The organism is Variovorax sp. 01N425, from assembly GCF_056399465.1.
In genome coordinates this window covers 125,115-143,834 of the sequence record NZ_JBFTRJ010000014.1, presented here as the reverse complement: position 1 = coordinate 143,834, position 18,720 = coordinate 125,115, and the positions used below count along the sequence as shown (strand labels likewise).

The window sequence follows — 18,720 nt, the reverse complement described above, 5'->3', positions numbered from 1 at the left end:
CAATGCTGAATGAAATGAGGAGCGGTGTCTGTCAGAAGAACCCGAGCACGTCGCGCAGGCTGCTGCCGATGCGTTCGGGCTGCGTGCCGAGTTCTTCGAACGGAAGCTGGTAGCGGTTGACCCAGAGCGTGCGAAAGCCGAACCAGGTGGCGCCAAGTGCGTCCCAGCCGTTGCAGCTCACGAAGGCGATGCGCGCGGGCGGCAGGCCGGTGGCGGCGACGCCCAGCTGGTACGCATCGGGATGCGTCTTGTACTTGCGGATGCTGTCGACGCTCAGCACATGGTCCAGCAGGCCATCGAGCCCGGCGCTGCGCACGGCGGCGTCGAGCATGCCGGGGTCGCCGTTCGAGAGGATGCCGGTGGCCACGCCGCGCGCCTTGAGCGCCTGGAGCACTTCGCGGCATTCGGGAAAGGCCGTGAGCGTGCGGTACTGGTCCATCAGCTGCTGCTCGGCGGCTTCGGTCAGGCCGAGGCCCAGCCGCTTGCAGGTGTAGCGCAGCGCGGCGCGCGTGAGTTCGCCGAAGGGCCGGTAGTGCGCGCCGTGGTTGCTGGTGGTGACGAGTCGCGTGTATTCGATCTGCTTGTCGCGCCAGCCCGCGGCCAGCGCCTGACCCTGGCCCGCGAACAGCCGCTCGGCCGTCTGCCCGACGCTGTAGACGTCGAACAAGGTGCCGTAGGCATCGAAGAGCACTGCGCCGGGTTGATCCATGGCTTGGACTTTATTCGATACTTTGCCGACAAGTAATAACCAAGATCGGGATTTATCAGTGACAAAAATGAAGGTAATCGCAGGAAGACCTGCGTTTTCTCTTCCTTTTTGTCAGAGGGCTCCGCTCAGCTCACGGGCCGCGGCGCGTACCGGCTCGATGTGGCGCGCGTCGTAGCGGTGCGCCGGCATCGTCAGCGTGACCGCCGCGGCCAGGCGGCCGTCGGCATGGAACACCGGTGCCGAGATGCCGGCCAGCTCGGCCGTGCGGTCGCCCACCAGCGCGCAGTAGCCCTGGGCGCGGATCTCGTCGTACAGCTTGCGCTCCCTGGCGCCGCGCGGGCGCTCGGCCTCGGGGCCGAAGGCGATCAGCACGCGCGCGCCGGCGCCGCGGTCGTTGGGCAGCAGGTCGCCCGCGCGCACGTGGTCGCGCACCACGTGCGAGGAATCGACACGGAACTGGCACAGCCGCACCCAGCTGTCGCCCTGCTCCTGCCGCACGTGATAGGCCGCGCTCTCGCCCGTCGTTGCGGCCAGCGCGCGCAGCACCGGCAGCACGATGCGGTCGAGCGACAGCGACGCCGCATAGAGGCCGTGCAGCCGCGCAATCTCCGCGCCCAGCGCATAGCGCCCGTCGTCCTGCCGGCGGATCAGCCGCGCATGTTCGAGCGAGGCCAGAAGCCGCAGCACCGTGCTCTTGTAGAGCTGTGTGCGCTCGGCAAACTGCGCAAGCGACAGCGCCTCGTCGCCGGGCTGGAACGCCGAGAGCAGGCTCAATGCGCGGTCGACCGCGGCGGCGCCGCCGGGCGCGGCATTGAGGTCTGAAACCGATTCGGTCTGGGCTTTGCGGGGCATGGCGTTGGCTTGACAGGGAAAGTCGTTCGGGGGTTTAATTCTGTTTAATGGAATTTAGTTCTGTAAGATAGAACTGTCAAGCGATCGATGCCCGGTCAGGCGATCGCTCCAAGGAGACGAAACCGATGACACCTCCCGACGTCCTCATCAGCGAGGTCGGCCCGCGCGACGGCCTGCAATCGGTCAAGGCCACCATGCCCACGGTGGACAAGCTGCGCTGGATCGACGCGCTCCACGCGGCCGGCGTGCGCGAGATCGAGGTGGCTTCTTTCGTGCCCGCCAGATTGCTGCCGCAGATGGCCGACGCCGCCGAGGTGGTGCGCCACGCCGTCACCTTGCCCGGCCTCACCGTGATGGCGCTGGTGCCCAACCGCAAGGGCGCGCAGGCGGCGCTCGAAGCGGGCGTGCACAAGCTCACGATGCCGGTCTCGGCCAGCGTGGCGCATTCGCTCGCCAACGTGCGCAAGACGCCGACCGAAATGGTCGAGGAAGTGCGCGCCATCTCCGAGCTGCGCCGCGCGATCGCGCCGCATGTGAAGCTCGAGGCCGGCATCTCCACCGCCTTCGGCTGCACGCTGCAGGGGCTGGTGCCGGAAGACGACGTGATCCGCCTCGCCGCGCAGTGCATCGAGGCCGGCGCGGAAGAAGCGGGCCTGTCGGACACCGTCGGCTACGCCAACCCCGCGCAGGTGCGCCGGCTCTTCAGGCGCCTGCGCGCCGAGCTCGGCGCGCACGCCGGCGCCGCCCACATGCACAACACGCGCGGCCTCGGCATCGCCAACTGCCTGGCGGCGTGGGACGAGGGCGTGCGCACCTTCGACGCCTCGCTCGGCGGCCTTGGCGGCTGCCCGTATGCGCCCGGCGCCTCGGGCAACGCGGTCACCGAGGATCTCGTCTTCATGTTCGAGGCCATGGGCGTTCGCACCGGCATCGACATCCAGAAGCTCATCGCGGCGCGCGCGCCGCTCATGGCCGGCCTGCCCGGCGAACCGGTCTACGGCATGACGCCCGAAGCCGGCCTGCCCAAGGGCTTTGCCGTCCAACAGGAAACCACCCCACATGCCTGAATCCCAACCCCTGCCGTACGCCGACGTCCGCGTCGTCGAGTTCACCCACATGGTGATGGGCCCGACCTGCGGCCTGCTGCTGGCCGACCTCGGCGCCGAGGTCATCAAGGTCGAGCCCATCGAGGGCGACAGCACGCGCCGCCTGCTCGGCTCGGGCTCGGGCTTCTTCCCGACCTTCAACCGCAACAAGAAGAGCATCGCGCTCGACCTCAAGACACCGGAGGGCGTGGAGGCCGCGCTGCGCCTCGTCGCCACGGCCGACATCGTGAGCGAGAACTTCAAGCCCGGCACCATGAAGAAGCTGGGCCTGGACTACGACAGCCTGAAGCAGCTCAACCCGCGCCTCATCTACGTGAGCCACAAGGGCTTCCTGCCCGGCCCCTATGACCATCGCACGGCTCTGGACGAAGTGGTGCAGATGATGGGCGGCCTCGCCTACATGACCGGCCGCGCGGGCGACCCGCTGCGCGCGGGCACCAGCGTGAACGACATCATGGGCGGCATGTTCGGCGCCATCGGCGCGATGGCCGCGCTGCGCCAGCGCGAACTCACCGGCAAGGGCTGCGAGGTGCAGTCCGCGCTGTTCGAGAACAACGTGTTCCTGGTCGCGCAGCACATGATGCAGTTCGCCGCCACCGGCAAGGCCGCCGACCCGATGCCCAGCCGCATCTCGGCCTGGGCCGTGTACGACGTGTTCACCGTGAAGGACGGCGAGCAGATCTTCCTGGCGGCCGTGAGCGACAAGCAGTGGGCGATCTTCTGCAAGGCCTTCGGCCTGGAAGAAATGCTGGCCGACCCGCGCTTGAAGACCAACAACGACCGCGTGCTCGCGCGCGACTGGATGATGCCGATCCTGCGCTCGCACCTGGCCGGCTACAGCGCCGCCGAACTCAGCGCGGTGTTCGAGCAGAACGAGCTGCCCTTCGCGCCCATCACCAAGCCGCAGCAGCTGTTCGACGATCCGCACCTGAACGCCACCGGCGGCCTCGCGCCCGTGCGCATGAACGACGGCCACATGGCCAAGGTGCCGCTGATGCCCTTCACGCTCGACGGCGAGCGCCCCGGCATCCGCCTGCAGCCGCCGCGCATCGGCGAGCACACGGGCGAGCTGCTGAGGGAAGTGGGCTACAGCGACACGGAGATCGCCGCCCTCAGGACACGCAACATCACCCTTGGAGACTGAGCCAATGCCTTCCATCCCGCGGCGCGCCTTGCCCGTCCTGTTCTTCTGCGCCGCGACCGCGGCTTGCCTTCCCGCCCTGGCCGCAGACACCGCGTGGCCGAGCAAGCCGGTGCGCCTGGTGGTCCCGTACGCGCCCGGCGGCACCACCGACTACGCCGCGCGCCAGATCGCCCAGAAGCTCACCGAGCAGACCGGCATCTCCTTCTATGTGGAGAACAAGGCCGGCGCGAGCGGCACGATCGGCTCCAGCCTGGTGGCCAAGTCCGCGCCGGACGGAGGCACCTTCCTGGTCAACGACACCACCTACGCGATGCTGCCGCACCTCTTCAGGAAGCTGCCGTGGGAGCCCGCCGACCTGGTGCCCGTGACGACCATCGTCGATGCGCCGCTGGTCGTGGTGGTGGGTGCGAACTCGCCCTACAAGAGCGTGGCGGCGCTGATCGACGAGGCCCGCAAGAACCCCGGCAAGCTGACCTTCGGCTCGGGCGGCGTGGGCAGCTCCACCCACCTGGGTGGCGAACTGCTCAAGCAGAACGGCAAGCTCGGGCTCACCCACGTGCCCTACAAGGGCGCGGGCGAAGCGATGCTGGGCGTGGTGTCGGGACAGGTCGACGTGCTGGTCACCGCAGCGCCCACGGCCATCCCGCAGGTCAAGGGCGGCAAGGTGCGCGCACTGCTCGTGACCTCGCCGCAGCGCCTTGCCGCCTTGCCCGAGGCGCCCACCAGCGCCGAGACCGGCCTGAAGGATTTCACCGCCAGCAACTGGTTCGGCATCGCGGCGCCCAAGGGCACGCCGCAACCGATCATCGACAAGCTGCATGCCGAGGTGAAGAAGGCGCTGGCATCGCCGGACCTCGCGAAGCGCTTTGCGGAGCAGGGCGCCAGCCCGGGCGGCCTGTCCCCGGCCGACTTCGGCAAGTTCGTTCACGGTCAGACCCAGGCCTGGGGCCAGGTGATCAAGGCCGCGGGCGTGCAGCCCGACTGACCCCACCGGAGACCATGCAGCCATGTGGAACCTGAGCTTCCAGCCGCCCGAGATCATCGAGGCGCGCGTGCTCACGCGCCTGCCCGATGCGTTTCGCACGCCGCGCCGCACCGACTGGGTCGACGCCAACAAACCGGGCCACGTGATGGACAGCTTCCTGGAAGGCCCCGCGTTCGACCGGGCCGGGAACCTGTACGTCACCGACATTCCCTACGGCCGCATCTTCAGGATCGCGCCCTCGTCGCTCGAATGGCAGCTGGTGGCGGCCTACGACGGCTGGCCCAACGGCCTGGCGGTCCATGCCGACGGCAGCCTGTGGATCGCCGACTACCGGCGCGGCATCCTGCGGCTCGATGCGGCCGGCGGCGCGGTCGAGACGGTGCTCGGGCATCGCAACAGCGAATCCTTCAAGGGCGTGAACGACCTCGTCTTCGACCTGGAAGGACGGCTCTATTTCACCGACCAGGGCCAGACCGGACTGCACGATCCCACCGGCCGCGTCTACCGGTGGAATGCCGATGGCCGCCTCGACCTGCTGCTGGCCAACGCGCCCAGCCCCAACGGCGTGGCAACCAGCGGCGACGGCAAGGTGCTGTTCGTGGCCGTCACCCGCGGCAACCAGGTCTGGCGCGCGCCGCTGCTGCCCGACGGCAGCCTCTCCAAGGTCGGCGCGCTGCAGACCTTCTTCGGAACCAGCGGCCCCGACGGGCTTGCGCTCACGGCCGATGGCGGGCTGGTCGTTGCCCATGCCAGCCTGGGCGGCGCCTTCGTGCTCAATGCGCGCGGGGAGGTCACGCACATGGTCCGCAGCCCGGCCGGCCAGACCGTGACCAACCTTGCCTTCCGGCCGGGCACGCGGCAGCTGGTGCTCACCGATTCGGCCACCGGCAGCGTGCTGGAAGCCGAGCTGCCGGTGGGCGGAGCGCCGCTCTATTCGCACTCCACGTACTCGCGGGCCCAGAAATAGCCGCGGCGGGCGCCGGCCCAGGCTCGCGGCGCCGCGGGCTATAGTTCCGCCGCCATGGACCGCCTGAAGCAACTCGAATCCTTCGTCTCGGTGGCGACCCGCGGCGGTCTCACGGCCGCGGCCAAGGCCGAGGGCGTGGCGCCTGCGATCATGGGGCGGCGGCTCGACGCGCTCGAAGCGCGGCTGGGCGTCAAGCTGCTGGTGCGCACCACGCGGCGCATCACGCTCACGCACGAAGGCAGCGCCTTTCTCGAGGACTGCCAGCGCCTGCTGACCGAATTCGCCAATGCCGAGGCCAGCGTGAGCGCCGGCGGCGTCAAGGCCAGCGGCCACCTGCGCGTGACGGCGCCGGCCGGCTTCGGCCGCCGCCACGTGGCGCCGCTGGTGCCGCGCTTCCATGCGCTGCACCCGGAGGTCACGATCTCGCTGAACCTGAGCGACCGCGTGGTCGACGTGCGCGGCGAGAGCTTCGACTGCGCGGTGCGCGTGGGCGACATGCCCGACTCGTCCTTGGTCAGCGTGCGGCTGGCCGACAACCGCCGCCGCTGCGTCGCCACGCCGGAGTTCGTGCGCCGCCACGGCATGCCGCGGCATCCGAACGAGCTGTCGCGCTTTGCCTGCCTCACGCTGTCGAGCGACGCCTCGCAGACGCGCGGCTGGGCATTCCGCATTCCGCGCGCCCCGGCGGCTGCCGGCGAGGAGGCCGGCGAAGAACTGATCTACCTGCGGCCCGAGGGCCCGCTCGATTGCTCCGACGGCCAGGTGCTGCACGACTGGTGCCTGGCCGGCCACGGCATCGCGTGGCGCAGCACCTGGGAAGTGGAGGCCGAGATCGACGCCGGCCTGCTGGTGCCGCTGCTGGACGAATTCGCCGCGCCGCCCAACGGCATCTACGCGGTCTTCGCGGGCACCAAGCACCTGCCGCTGCGGGTGCGACTGTGGCTTGATTTCCTCAAGGAGCAGTACGGACGGCCCGAATTCTGGGGCGGCAGGGGGTAAAGCGCGCGAGCGGCGTCACAATCTGCAAGCATTTGCAACCCCATTGAAGAAGAAAGCCATCGATGACCCTCGAAGCCATCCTCGCCTACCTGCATCTGCTGGCCATCCTCACGATGGTCGTCTTCATCTCCAGCGAAGCGGCGCTGTGCCGCGTGCAGTGGCTCAATGCCGCCGTGGTGGAGCGGCTCGCCAAGGTCGACATGGTCTACGGCATGGCCGCCATCGCGGTGCTCGCCACCGGCATTGCGCGCACGGTGTGGGGCGTGAAGGGCACGGCGTGGTATTGGACCAACCCGCTGTTGCACGTGAAGCTCGGCTTGTTCATCATCGTCGGCGTGCTCTCGATCTTTCCGACGCTCACCTACTTCCGCTGGCGCAAGGCGCTGCGCGCCAACGGCACGCTGCCGGCCGAGGCCGACATCCGCAAGACGCGCCGGCTGGTGATGGTGCAGGCCCACCTGATCGCGCTGATTCCGCTGGTCGCCGTGTTCCTCGCGCGCGGCTTCGGCAAGTAGGCGCGCATGGAACGCGCCGGCATCCAGCTTCTGTTTGCCGGCACGATCTTCAGCAGCGCGTTCCTGCTGTTCCTGGTGCAGCCGCTGATCGCCAAGCAGATCCTGCCCTGGTTCGGCGGCTCGGCCGCCGTCTGGTCGACCTGCATGGTGTTCTTCCAGGCCGTGCTGCTCGCGGGCTATGCGTACTCCGACTGGGTCACGCGCCGCCTTCGCGTGCGCGCGCAGGCCGCGCTGCACGTGGGGCTGCTGCTGGCGAGCCTGGCCTTCCTTCCGCTGGTGGTGGCCGCGCGCTGGAAGCCCACCGGCGCCGAAGACCCGGCGTGGCTGATCCTGGGGCTGCTGCTCGCGACCATCGGCCTTCCGTACTTTCTTCTGTCGACCACCGGGCCGCTGGTGCAGTCGTGGGTGGCGCGCACGCCCTGGAGCGCGCGGGTGTACCGCTACTTCTCGCTCTCCAACCTGGCGTCGCTGCTGTCGCTGCTGAGCTACCCGGTGCTGATCGAGCCGCGCAGCTCGCTGCTGCAGCAGGCGCTCGGCTGGTCGTGGGGCTACGGCCTGTTCGCGCTGCTGTGCGCCGGCACGACATTGCTGGTGGCATACCGCTGGCCTGCGGCTGTGCCGGTTGGCGCGGCGCCCGGCCAGGCCGCGGCCGCCGCCGATAGCGAAAAACCGCCGCGCTGGTCCGACGGCCTGCTCTGGCTCGTGCTGCCGGCGCTGGCGTCGTGGCTGTTGCTGGCCGTGACCAACCACATCACCCAGAACGTCGCGGCGGTTCCCTTTCTCTGGATCGTGCCGCTGTCGCTGTACCTGTTCACCTTCGTGCTGTGCTTCGAGAGCGACCGCTGGTACCGGCGCGGCGTCTTCCTGCCGCTGGCGGCGGGCGTGCTGCTGCTGTGCGCCTTCGGGCTGCAGCACCACATCGGCTCGGACGTGCGCACGGGGCTGCCGATCTATGTCGGCGGCCTGTTCGTGCTATGCATGTTCCTGCACGGCGAAACCGCCAGGCTGCGGCCGGCGCCGCGCTATCTCACGCGCTTCTACCTGATGCTCGCGCTCGGCGGCGCGCTGGGCGGCGCCACGGTCGGGTTGGTGGCGCCGCATGTGCTGCCGGCGTACTACGAGCTGGGCATCGGCCTGGTGCTGACGGCGCTCACGGCGGCGGCCGTCCTGCGCCGCCGGAACTGGCTGCGGGCCATGAGCGTGGCATTGGCGGCCGGCTGCGCGTACTTCCTGATGGCGCAGATCGCGAGCGACCGGTCGGACGCGCGCCACCTGCTGCGCAATTTCCATGGCGCGCTGATCACCTTCGACATGCGGCGCCTCCATCCCTCGGACAGCGTGCGGGTGCTGTCGCACGGCTCCATCAAGCACGGCGAGCAGTTCCTGGACCCGGCCCGCCGGCGCGAGCCCACCACCTATTACGGCGCCACCTCGGGCATCGGCCGCGCCATGGCTGCTGCACCGGCCGGGCCGCGCCGTGTGGGGCTGATCGGCCTGGGCGCCGGCACGCTCGCGAGCTACGGCCGCAGCGGCGACGCCTACCGCATCTACGAGATCAATCCACAGGTGTTCGAGCTCGCGGACAGCGAATTCAGCTTCCTGCGCGACAGCCCCGCGCGCATCGAGCGCGTGCTCGGCGATGCGCGGCTGGCGCTGGAGCGCGAGCCGCCGCAGGGCTTCGACCTGCTCGCGGTGGACGCCTTCTCGGGCGATGCGGTGCCGGCCCACCTGCTCACGGCGCAGGCCATGGATGTCTACCTGCGGCACATGAAGCCGGATGGCATCGTGGCCTTCCATGTGACCAACCGTTTCCTCGAGCTCGCGCCCGTGGTCGCGCGGATCGCCGAGCTGAAGGGCCTGCATGCCGTGCTCGTGAGCGACGACGCCGAAGCCTCGAGGTGGCTCAGCCCGACCGACTGGGTGCTGGTGGCGCGCGATCCCGCCGTGCTGGCACGCGAGCCGGTGCGCGCCGCGGCCTCGCCGATCGTGCTGCGCGCCGGCGTCCGCCCCTGGACCGACGATTTCAACAACCTGCTGAGCGTGCTGAAGTAGCCATGAAAAAGGCCCGCACGCGGCGGGCCCTGTTTGCGCAGGCTGGAGCGCGGCGCGGCTTCAGGCCTTGGCGTCCTTTTCGCACTTCTTCATGAAGCTGTTCTTGGCGGCGCCGGCCAGCGGCTTGCCGTTCTTGTCGACGGCCTTGGCTGCGCAAGCGGGTGCTGCGGCGGCCTTGGTGTCTTTTTCGCACTTCTTGATGAAGCTGCCCTTGGCGGCGCCGGCCAGCGGCTTGCCGTTCTTGTCGATGGCCTTGGATTCGCAGCTCGCGGCGGGCGCTGCCGCGGTGGCGGGCGCTGCGGGGGTGGCCGCCGCAGGAGCGGCGGGGGTCGCTGCGGGAGCGGTGACAGGTGCCGGAGCCTTGGCAGCCGGGGCCTTGTCTTGTGCCTGTGCGGCGCCGAAGGAGAGACAGGCGCCCAGGGCGACCAGGGAAAGGAACTTCTTCATGGTGATATGTCCTTGCAAGGTGGGTTGTGACAGGTGCCCCGCCCCGGGGCCGAGGCTTCTAACGGCCCAAGCCAGCGATCGGATGACGATGGTCAACGGCGCCCCGGGTTTGCCCCCGGTAAAATTCGCAGATGCTATTGGTCAAACAGGAGCTGCTCGCGGCGCTCGCGAACACGCTCGAATCCCTCTCGCCCGGCGCTGGCTCCAAAGCCGCGTTCGAGTCGCCCAAGGTGGCTGCCCACGGCGATTTCGCCAGCACGGCCGCCATGCAACTCGCCAAGCCGCTCGGGCGCAAGCCGCGCGAACTGGCCGAGGAGCTCAGTGCCGCGCTGCTCGCCACCCCGGTTTTCGGCCAATGGGTCGAAGCCATCGAGGTCGCCGGCCCCGGTTTCCTCAACATCCGCCTCAAGACGGCTGCCAAGCAGCAGATCGTGCGCGAGGTGCTGGCCGCGGGCGGCGCCTTCGGCCAGCAGCCCGCCACCGGCGAAAAGGTGCTGGTCGAGTTCGTCTCGGCCAACCCGACCGGGCCGCTGCACGTCGGTCACGGCCGCCAGGCCGCGCTCGGCGACGCCATCTGCAACCTGCGCGCCTCGCAGGGCGACACCGTCTGGCGCGAGTTCTACTACAACGACGCCGGCGTGCAGATCCAGACGCTGGCCCACAGCACCCAGCTGCGCGCCCGCGGCTTCAAGCCCGGCGACCCCGAATGGCCGAGCGGCGAAAAGGCGCCCGCCTACAACGGCGACTACATCGCCGACATCGCCGAAGACTTCAAGGCGAAGAAGACCGTCAAGTCGGACGACCGCGAATACACCGCCAGCGGCAACATCGACGACCTCGACTCCATCCGCGAATTCGCCGTGGCCTACCTGCGCCGCGAGCAGGACCTGGACCTGCAGGCCTTCCGCGTCCGCTTCGACAACTACTACCTCGAATCGAGCCTCTACACCAGCGGCCGCGTCGAGGAGGCGGTGCGCAAGCTCGTGGCCGCCGGCAAGACCTACGAGCAGGACGGCGCGCTGTGGCTGAAGTCGACCGACTACGGCGACGACAAGGACCGCGTGATGAAGAAGCAGGACGGCACGTACACGTACTTCGTGCCCGACGTCGCCTACCACATCGCCAAGTGGGAGCGCGGCTTCCACAAGGTGGTCAACATCCAGGGCACCGACCACCACGGCACCATCGCGCGCGTGCGCGCCGGCCTGCAGGCCGCGGGCGTCGGCATTCCCGAGGGCTACCCCGACTACGTGCTGCACACCATGGTGCGCGTGATGAAGGGCGGCGAAGAGGTCAAGATCAGCAAGCGCGCCGGCAGCTACGTCACCCTGCGCGACCTGATCGAGTGGACCAGCACCGACGCCGTGCGCTTCTTCCTCCTGAGCCGCAAGCCCGACACCGAATACACCTTCGACGTCGACCTCGCGGTGGCCAAGAACAACGACAACCCGGTTTATTACGTGCAGTACGCCCATGCGCGCATCTGCTCGGTGCTGGCGGGCTGGGGCGGCGACGCCACCGCGCTCAAGGACGTGGACCTGTCGCCGCTCGAAAGCCCGGCCGCGCAGGCGCTCATGCTGCTCCTGGCCAAGTACCCGGCTATGCTCACGGCCGCCGCCAAGGATTTCGCGCCGCACGACGTCACTTTCTACCTGCGCGAACTGGCGGCCAGCTACCACAGCTACTACGACGCCGAGCGCATCCTGGTCGACGACGAGCCGGTCAAGCTGGCGCGGCTCGCGCTCGTCGCGGCCACCGCGCAGGTGCTGCACAATGGCCTCGCGATTCTCGGCGTGAGTGCGCCGAGCAAGATGTGAACTGACTATGAAGAAGACAACCAGACAACGCGGCAACATCGTCATCGGGCTCATCGTCGGCCTGGTGCTGGGGTTGGGTGTCGCGCTGGGCATCGCGGTCTACGTGACCAAGGTGCCGATCCCGTTCGTGACCAAGACCCAGCGCGGCGGTGCCGAGCAGGACGAAGCCGAAGCCCGCAAGAACCGCGACTGGGACCCCAACGCGCCGCTGGCGGGCAAGGCCGGCGCGCCCAAGCCGCCGGCTGCGGCCGGCCCCGTGGCGCCACCCGCCGGCGGCGACACCGCCGCCGTGGCGCCTGGCACGGCCCCGCCGCCCGCGCCGCCGGTGCCGGTGGTGGTGGCTCCGAAGCCCGCGCGCCCGGCCCCGGTGCCGGCCGAGGCCAATTCCCTGCCGCCATCGAACGATCCGCTCGGCGACCTGGCCCGCGCGCGCGCCGGCGGCAGCAGTGGCAGCACCACCACGGCTTCCGCTGCGCCCAGCAGCAACAGCGCGGCGGCGGGTGCCGATCCGTTCATGTACTTCGTGCAGGCGGGCGCCTTCCGCACCACCGACGACGCCGAGGCGCAGCGCGCCAAGCTGTCGCTGATGGGTGTCGAGGCCCGGGTCACCGAGCGCGAGCAGGCCGGCCGCACGGTCTACCGGGTGCGCGCGGGCCCGTTCAACAAGAAGGACGAGGCCGATCGCCTGAAGGAGCGGCTCGACAGCGGCGGCCTCGAATCGGCGCTCGTGCGCGTGCAGCGCTGAGCCTGCCGGCAGGCGCCGCGGATATTCTTTAAGCTTCGCCGCGCGGCATGGGCCGCCGCCAGGATTGTCCTGGGCATGCCGCACGCGGGAACTCCGCGCGGCGCGCCGGCTCAGTCTGCCGTACCCAACAGGAGAACTCTTTCAATGAAACGTCGTGACTTTTCGCTGGCCGCCACCTCGCTGGGCCTGCTTTCGCTGGCTGGCAACACCGCACACGCCCAGGCGCGCGCGCCCAAGGCCGGCACCGAGTACCTGGTGCTCGACAAGCGCGTGCCGGTCGACGCGCCGGCGGGCAAGGTCGAGGTGATCGAGTTCTTCTCGTACAACTGCCCGCACTGCAACGACTTCGAGCCGCAGCTGGAAGCCTGGCTCAAGACGGTGCCCAAGGAAGTGGCGTTCCGCCGCGTGCCCGTGCCCTTCGTGGGCAACGACGTCGAGGCCAAGCAGCGCCTGTACTACGCGCTCGAAGCCATGGGCAAGGTCGATGAATTCCAGCCCAAGGTCTTCGACGCCATCCACAAGCAGCGCCAGAACGTGAACGGCGATGCCAACATCATTGCCTGGGCCGGGGCCAACGGCCTGGACGGCGCCAAGTTCAAGGAAGTCTTCACCTCCTTCGGCGTGGCCAGCAAGGCCAAGCGCGCCGCGCAGCTGACCGACGCCTACAAGGTGGCCGGCGTGCCGGCGCTGGCAGTGAACGGGCGCTGGTACGTGGACGGCGAACTGGCCGGCAACATGACCAAGGCGCTGCAGGTTACCAACTACCTGATCGGCGAAGCGAAAAAGGGCTAACCCCCAGGCTGCGCGGCACTTCGTGTCCGCTGCGCCCACCCCCCTTGCAGGGGCGGCACCTGCGGCCCGGCGAAGCCGGTTCCGCGGTGTCTCCCGATGGGGACACCGGCCCGCTTCGGCGGGCCTTTTTCATCGGCGTTGGTGGCTGGTGCTGATCCGCCGCATACAATGGTTCAGAGCAAGTTTCGTGCCTCTATGACATTGCCCTCCTATCCCCACACCACCCCCTTCGTTCGCCGAATCCGCCGCCTGGCCGCCGGCGCGCTGCTGCTGGCCGGCCTGGCCTCGGGCGCGCTGGCCGAGACCGCCGACCGCAGCAAGCCGATGAACATCGAATCCGATGCAATGCGCTACGACGACCTCAAGCAGACGAGCGTGTTCACGGGCAACGTGCTGGTCACCAAGGGCACGATCATCATCCGCGGCGCGCGCATCGACGTGCGCCAGGACGCCGAGGGCTACCAGTACGGCGTGGTCACGGCGGCGCCCGGCAAAAGGGCCTACTACAAGCAGAAGCGCAATGCGCCCGACGAGTGGATCGAGGGCGAATCCGAGGTCATCGAATACGACAGCCGCGCCGACAACGTCAAGTTCATCCGCAATGCCGTCATGCGCCGGCTGATCGGCGCCACGCCCAACGACGAGAGCACCGGCGCGCTCATCGTCTACGACCAGAGCAACGACACCTACACGGTCAACGGTTCCACCGTGCCGCCCAACACGGGCGTGAACGCACCCCCAGGCGGACGCGTGCGGACCATCCTCACGCCCAAGAGCGCCACCGCGCCGGCGCCCGGGGCCTCGGCGCCCGCCGGCGGACGGGCCGCGCCGGCGGCGGCCGCGCCCCAGCCGGCACCCGGTGCCGGCCTGCGCTCGACCACCACGCTGGGCGGCGACGGGGAAAGGCGCAAGTGATCGAAGCCGCTGGAACCCAGAACGCCGACGGCACGCCGGGCAGCCGCCTGGTGGTGCGCGGCCTGCAGAAGAGCTACGGCAGCCGCAAGGTCGTGCGGGACGTCTCGCTCGACGTGCAAAAGGGCGAAGTCGTCGGGCTGCTCGGCCCCAACGGCGCCGGCAAGACCACCTCGTTCTACATGATCGTGGGGCTGGTGCGGGCCGATGCGGGCGAGATCACCATCGACGGCGAGCCCATCGCCCACATGCCGATCCACCGGCGCGCGCGCATGGGCCTGAGCTACCTGCCGCAGGAAGCCTCCATCTTCCGCAAGCTCACGGTCGAGGAAAACGTGCGCGCCGTGCTCGAGCTCCAGCGCGAACCCGACGCCAGCGGCAAGCCCGCGCCCTTGACCAGGCAGCGCATCGAGGAGCGCCTCTCGGGCCTTTTGGCCGACCTGCGGGTGGACCATCTTCGCGATTCGCCCGCGCTCGCGCTCTCGGGCGGCGAACGGCGCCGGGTCGAGATCGCCCGCGCGCTGGCCACGCAGCCGCGCTTCATCCTGCTGGACGAGCCCTTTGCCGGCATCGACCCGATCGCGGTGATCGAGATCCAGCGGATCATCAGCTTCCTGAAGGAGCGCGGCATCGGCGTGCTCATCACCGACCACAACGTGCGTGAGACGCTGGGCATCTGCGATCACGCGTTCATCATCAGCGACGGGCATGTGCTGGCACAAGGCACACCCTCGGAGATCGTCGACAACGCCGAAGTACGCAGGGTGTACCTCGGCGAGCACTTCCGGATGTAAGGGAGGAGTCGGTCTCCATGAAGCAAGGGCTGTCCCTTCGCGTTTCGCAGCACCTGGCGCTCACGCCCCAGCTGCAGCAGTCGATCCGGCTGCTGCAGCTGTCCACGCTCGAACTGAGCCAGGAAGTGGAGCAGATGCTGGACGAGAACCCGTTCCTCGAACGCACCGCGGAAGAAGCCGCGCGCGAGGAATTCGGGCTCGACGCCATCGACACGCCGGTGCCGCGCGACGAGGCCGGTGAAGCCGCCGAGGGCGAATTCAGCTCGGCCCCGGCCAGCAGCACGACCAGCACTTCGAGCGAAACCGCCTCCACGGCCGAGTCCGAGGTTCCTGCCGCCGACGCCACCGAGCGCGAGCCCGACTGGGAAGGCGACGGCACCGTCGACATGGCGCCCGACGACAGCGAATGGGGCAGCGATGCCCCCGCGCGCCAGAACAACCTGGGCGACGACGAGCGCGCCGACGCCACCGAACTCGCGCGCAGCCAGGAGTCGCTGCAGTCCTTCCTGCACCGGCAGGCGCTGAGCCTGCGGCTCAACGAGAACGACAGCGCCGCGCTGCGCTTCCTGATCGAATCGCTCAACGACGACGGCTATCTCGAAGACTCCTTGCCGGCGCTGGCCTCGGGCCTCGCGGGCGACGACAACGACCAGTTCGACGAGCTGGTGCACCACTTCCAGGTGGCGCTCGGCCTGCTGCAGAGCCTGGAGCCGGCCGGCGTCGGCGCGCGCGACCTGGGCGAATGCCTTTGCATCCAGCTGCGCGCACTCGCGAGCGAAAGCGAGACCGAGGAACAGGCGCTGGTGCGCAAGACCGCCATCGCCATCTGCAAGCAGCCGATGGAGCTGCTCGCGCGGCGCGACTTCAAGCGCCTGGCCACGCTCACGCGCACCAACGAAGAGCTGGTGCGCTCGGCGCTGCAGGTCATCTCGCGCCTGGAGCCCAAGCCGGGCCGCCGTTTTGTCGACGTCGAGCGCAACATCGTCATTCCCGACGTGATCGTCACCAAGGTCGGCCGCGGCACCAATGCCAAGTTCCGCGTCATGCTCAATCCCGAGGTGATGCCGCGGCTGCGCGTGCACGACATCTATGCCGGCGCGCTCAAGTCGCACAAGGGCGAGGGCAGCCAGGCGCTGTCGCAGCGGCTGCAGGAGGCGCGCTGGTTCATCAAGAACATCCAGCAGCGCTTCGACACCATCCTGCGCGTGAGCAACGCCATCGTCGAGCGGCAGAAGAGCTTCTTCGTGCACGGCGAGCTCGCGATGCGGCCCCTGGTGCTGCGCGAGATTGCCGACGAACTGGGCCTGCACGAATCGACCATCTCGCGCGTGACCACGGCCAAGTACATGTCCACGCCTTTCGGCACGGTCGAGCTCAAGTACTTCTTCGGCTCGGCGCTGGGCACCGAGACCGGCGGCAATGCGTCGAGCACCGCGGTGCGCGCGCTGATCAAGCAGTTCGTGAGCTCCGAGAGCATCAAGAAGCCGCTGTCCGACAGCCAGATCTCCGAGATGCTCAAGGAGCAGGGCATCGAGTGCGCGCGCCGCACCGTGGCCAAGTACCGCGAGGCCCTGCGCATCGCGCCCGCCAACCTCCGCAAGGCGCTGTAGAAAGCCGCCGATGGCCCGTCGCCTGCTGTCGCGCTGTGGGCAATGGGTCTTCGCCATGGCGGCGGTGCTGCTGTTCGCCGGCTGCGCCACCCTGCCCGACGAGGCGCCGCGCCCGGCCACCCGGGCCATGGCCGCCTCGGCCGACACCGCGCTCGGCAAGATCGCGCAGGCCTCGCAGCCCGACCCCGACCTGAGCGGCTTCCGCCTGATGCCGGGCGGCGACTTTGCCTTCGACACCCGCATCCAGCTCGCGCGGCGCGCCCAGCGCACGCTCGACGTGCAGTACTACCAGATCGAGAACGACGAGACCGGCCGCTACCTGCTGCGCACGCTGCGCGATGCGGCCCGGCGCGGCGTGCGCGTGCGGCTCCTGATGGACGATCTCTACACCTCGGGCGAGGACGAGCTGCTGCTCGGCCTGGCCGCCACGCCGAATGTCGAGCTGCGCCTGTTCAATCCCTTTCCGGCCGGGCGCGGCAGCCTGCTCAGGCGCTTCACCGCCTCGCTGTTCGACTTCAGCCGCGTCAACCGGCGCATGCACAACAAGCTCTTCATCGCCGATGGCGCGATGGCGGTGGCGGGCGGGCGCAACATCGGCAACCAGTATTTCAGGCGCACGGCGGGCGAGAATTTTCTCGATCTCGACACCTTCGTCGCCGGCGCGCTGATTCCGCGCCTGGGCGCGCTGTTCGACCAGTACTGGAACAGCGTCTATGTGCGGCCGGTCCAGTCGGTGGTGGCGAGCGCGCTGACACGTGACGAGCTGCAGAAGCGCTTCGACACCGCCACCGGCCCGGACACCACGCCGCCGCCGCCCCGGCCCGCGCCCAACGACCTGCTCGGCTACAGCCCAATCGCCGAAGACCTGGATGCCGGCAAGCTCGACCTGATCTGGACGCTGGCCGAGGCGTATGCCGATTCGCCCGAGCGCGTGATCGGAAAGACCGCCTCGTACGGCGGCGTGCCGCTGCTCGACGTCGACAGCGTGCGCTACAACGTGGTCGAGCAGATGCGCCGCGCGCGCTCCGAGGTGACCATCGTCTCGCCCTACCTGATTCCGGGCAAGGCGGGGCTCGAAGTGATGCGCGAGATCCGCCGGCGCAACGTGAAGATCAGCATCGTCACCAATTCCTTCGCCGCCACCGACGAGCCGCTGGTCCACACGGCCTACCGCCGCTACCGGCCCGAGATGCTCGAGCTCGGCGCCGAGCTGTACGAACTGAGCACCACGCGCACGCGTCGCAGCGTGCGGCTCGGCCTGTTCGGCACTTCGGTGGGCCGGCTGCATGCCAAGTCGGCGGTGATCGACCGGCAGGTTCTTTTCGTTGGCTCGATGAACTTCGACCCGCGCTCCGAGACGCACAACACCGAGATCGGCTTGTTCATCCGCAGCCCCGAGATGGCGCAGCAGACGCTCAAGCTCATCGAGGTGCTGAAGCAGCAGGGCGCCTACCGGCTGCGCTTTGCGAAGGACAGCGGCAATGCGCGCATCGAGTGGATCAGCGAGGAGGAGGCCGGCCGGACCACCGTGCTGAACGAGGAGCCCGACTCCGATTTCTGGGGCCGCACCATGCTCGAGATGCTGGCGCCGCTGACGCCCGAGAGCCTGCTGTAGCCCGCGCGGCTCAGCTGCTGCTGCGCACGCCCGACAGCAGCTTGAGGCCCAGCAGCACCATCACGCCGCCGGCCGCGCGGTCGATCCAGGCCTTGTAGCGCAGGTAGGCCGAGCGCGGCGCCGCCGACGAGAGCGCCAGCGCGACGACCGCGTACCAGCCGGTCTCGATGCAGAAGATCACCGCCGGCACCGCGAGCGCCAGCGCCAGCGGCACCTCGCGCGGCAGGAAGGCCGCGAAGATGCTGGCGTAGACCACCGCCGTCTTCGGGTTGCTGACCTGCGTGCCCATGCCGAGGAGAAATGCGCGCCGCGCATTGCTGCCCGTGCCTGCGGCCGCGCGTTCGTCCTGCGCGGCGGACAGCGGCTCGCGCGCACCGCGCCAGATGCGGATGCCCAGGTACAGGATAGGCGCCGCCGAGCAGCTTCACCGCCAGGTAGAGCGCCGGCACCGCGAGGAACGCCGCCTGCAGCCCGACCAGCGCCGCAATCGCGAACACCACGCCGCCCGCGCCCATGCCCAGTGCCGCGGCCAGGCCGTCGCGGCGCGACGACGACACGGCGGTGCGCGCCACCATGACGAAGCTCGGTCCGGGGCTCATGGCCCCGACGATCATTGCGCCCGCGATGCCCAGCAACGGAACCGTGATGCCGCTCATGGT

At 69.3% G+C, this 18,720-nt stretch carries 17 protein-coding genes and 1 pseudogene; 14 read left to right on the top strand and 4 right to left on the bottom strand.

The window, feature by feature from the left end; translation table 11 throughout:
• Positions 1-31 precede the first annotated feature (31 nt).
• Both AC1DSC_RS24130 and AC1DSC_RS24125 read right to left on the bottom strand, forming a co-directional pair.
• On the bottom strand, positions 32-709 hold the full coding sequence (locus AC1DSC_RS24130; RefSeq protein ID WP_436034971.1) for a haloacid dehalogenase type II: 678 nt from the start codon (positions 707-709) through the stop codon (positions 32-34).
• Between the two features lie 111 nt (positions 710-820).
• On the bottom strand, positions 821-1,561 hold the full coding sequence (locus tag AC1DSC_RS24125; RefSeq protein ID WP_436034972.1) for an IclR family transcriptional regulator: 741 nt from the start codon (positions 1,559-1,561) through the stop codon (positions 821-823).
• A 125-nt stretch (positions 1,562-1,686) separates the two neighbouring features.
• Between AC1DSC_RS24125 and AC1DSC_RS24120 the strand changes: the two genes are divergently transcribed.
• The 7 genes from AC1DSC_RS24120 to AC1DSC_RS24090 all read left to right on the top strand — a co-directional run bounded on the left by AC1DSC_RS24120 (position 1,687) and on the right by AC1DSC_RS24090 (position 9,329).
• Complete coding sequence (locus AC1DSC_RS24120; RefSeq protein ID WP_436034973.1) at positions 1,687-2,628, top strand: hydroxymethylglutaryl-CoA lyase; 942 nt, start codon at positions 1,687-1,689, stop codon at positions 2,626-2,628.
• Positions 2,621-3,811, top strand: a complete 1,191-nt coding sequence (locus tag AC1DSC_RS24115; protein WP_436034974.1) for a CaiB/BaiF CoA transferase family protein — start codon at positions 2,621-2,623, stop codon at positions 3,809-3,811. Before AC1DSC_RS24120 ends, AC1DSC_RS24115 begins: the two co-directional genes overlap by 8 nt.
• A gap of 4 nt (positions 3,812-3,815) precedes the next feature.
• On the top strand, positions 3,816-4,796 hold the full coding sequence (locus AC1DSC_RS24110; protein WP_369664098.1) for a Bug family tripartite tricarboxylate transporter substrate binding protein: 981 nt from the start codon (positions 3,816-3,818) through the stop codon (positions 4,794-4,796).
• Between the two features lie 22 nt (positions 4,797-4,818).
• Positions 4,819-5,763: an SMP-30/gluconolactonase/LRE family protein gene (locus AC1DSC_RS24105; RefSeq protein ID WP_369664099.1), complete on the top strand. Its 945-nt coding sequence runs from the start codon at positions 4,819-4,821 to the stop codon at positions 5,761-5,763.
• Positions 5,764-5,817: 54 nt separating this feature from the next.
• A complete protein-coding gene (locus tag AC1DSC_RS24100) occupies positions 5,818-6,762 on the top strand; it encodes a LysR family transcriptional regulator (RefSeq protein ID WP_369664100.1) in 945 nt (314 codons plus the stop codon).
• Positions 6,763-6,824: 62 nt separating this feature from the next.
• The gene (locus AC1DSC_RS24095) at positions 6,825-7,277 is read left to right on the top strand and encodes a DUF2214 family protein (protein ID WP_012745621.1); all 453 of its coding nucleotides are present in this window, start codon (positions 6,825-6,827) and stop codon (positions 7,275-7,277) included.
• 6 nt (positions 7,278-7,283) lie between these two features.
• Complete coding sequence (locus tag AC1DSC_RS24090) at positions 7,284-9,329, top strand: spermidine synthase (protein WP_436287174.1); 2,046 nt, start codon at positions 7,284-7,286, stop codon at positions 9,327-9,329.
• Between the two features lie 60 nt (positions 9,330-9,389).
• On the opposite strand, the gene AC1DSC_RS24085 is transcribed toward AC1DSC_RS24090, so the two are convergent.
• Complete coding sequence (locus AC1DSC_RS24085) at positions 9,390-9,776, bottom strand: hypothetical protein (protein ID WP_436287175.1); 387 nt, start codon at positions 9,774-9,776, stop codon at positions 9,390-9,392.
• Positions 9,777-9,907: 131 nt separating this feature from the next.
• On the opposite strand from AC1DSC_RS24085, the gene argS reads away from it, so the two are divergent.
• From argS to AC1DSC_RS24050, 7 genes are all read left to right on the top strand, one after another.
• Complete coding sequence (argS, locus tag AC1DSC_RS24080) at positions 9,908-11,593, top strand: arginine--tRNA ligase (protein WP_436287176.1); 1,686 nt, start codon at positions 9,908-9,910, stop codon at positions 11,591-11,593.
• A gap of 7 nt (positions 11,594-11,600) precedes the next feature.
• Positions 11,601-12,338, top strand: coding sequence for an SPOR domain-containing protein (locus AC1DSC_RS24075; protein WP_307592930.1), 738 nt, complete (start codon positions 11,601-11,603; stop codon positions 12,336-12,338).
• Between the two features lie 144 nt (positions 12,339-12,482).
• Positions 12,483-13,130, top strand: a complete 648-nt coding sequence (locus tag AC1DSC_RS24070; protein ID WP_012745626.1) for a thiol:disulfide interchange protein DsbA/DsbL — start codon at positions 12,483-12,485, stop codon at positions 13,128-13,130.
• Positions 13,131-13,325: 195 nt separating this feature from the next.
• The gene (lptA, locus tag AC1DSC_RS24065) at positions 13,326-14,045 is read left to right on the top strand and encodes a lipopolysaccharide transport periplasmic protein LptA (protein ID WP_436287177.1); all 720 of its coding nucleotides are present in this window, start codon (positions 13,326-13,328) and stop codon (positions 14,043-14,045) included.
• Positions 14,042-14,836, top strand: coding sequence for an LPS export ABC transporter ATP-binding protein (gene lptB, locus AC1DSC_RS24060; protein ID WP_412510239.1), 795 nt, complete (start codon positions 14,042-14,044; stop codon positions 14,834-14,836). Before lptA ends, lptB begins: the two co-directional genes overlap by 4 nt.
• A 17-nt stretch (positions 14,837-14,853) precedes the next feature.
• Positions 14,854-16,446: an RNA polymerase factor sigma-54 gene (locus AC1DSC_RS24055; RefSeq protein ID WP_278880237.1), complete on the top strand. Its 1,593-nt coding sequence runs from the start codon at positions 14,854-14,856 to the stop codon at positions 16,444-16,446.
• A gap of 10 nt (positions 16,447-16,456) precedes the next feature.
• Positions 16,457-18,061 (top strand): phospholipase D family protein, encoded by a 1,605-nt coding sequence (locus tag AC1DSC_RS24050; protein ID WP_012745630.1) that lies wholly within the window; start codon positions 16,457-16,459, stop codon positions 18,059-18,061.
• A 10-nt stretch (positions 18,062-18,071) separates the two neighbouring features.
• Here AC1DSC_RS24050 and AC1DSC_RS24045 read toward each other — a convergent pair.
• Positions 18,072-18,717: pseudogene (locus AC1DSC_RS24045) on the bottom strand (LysE family translocator).
• Between the last annotated feature and the right edge of the window lie 3 nt (positions 18,718-18,720).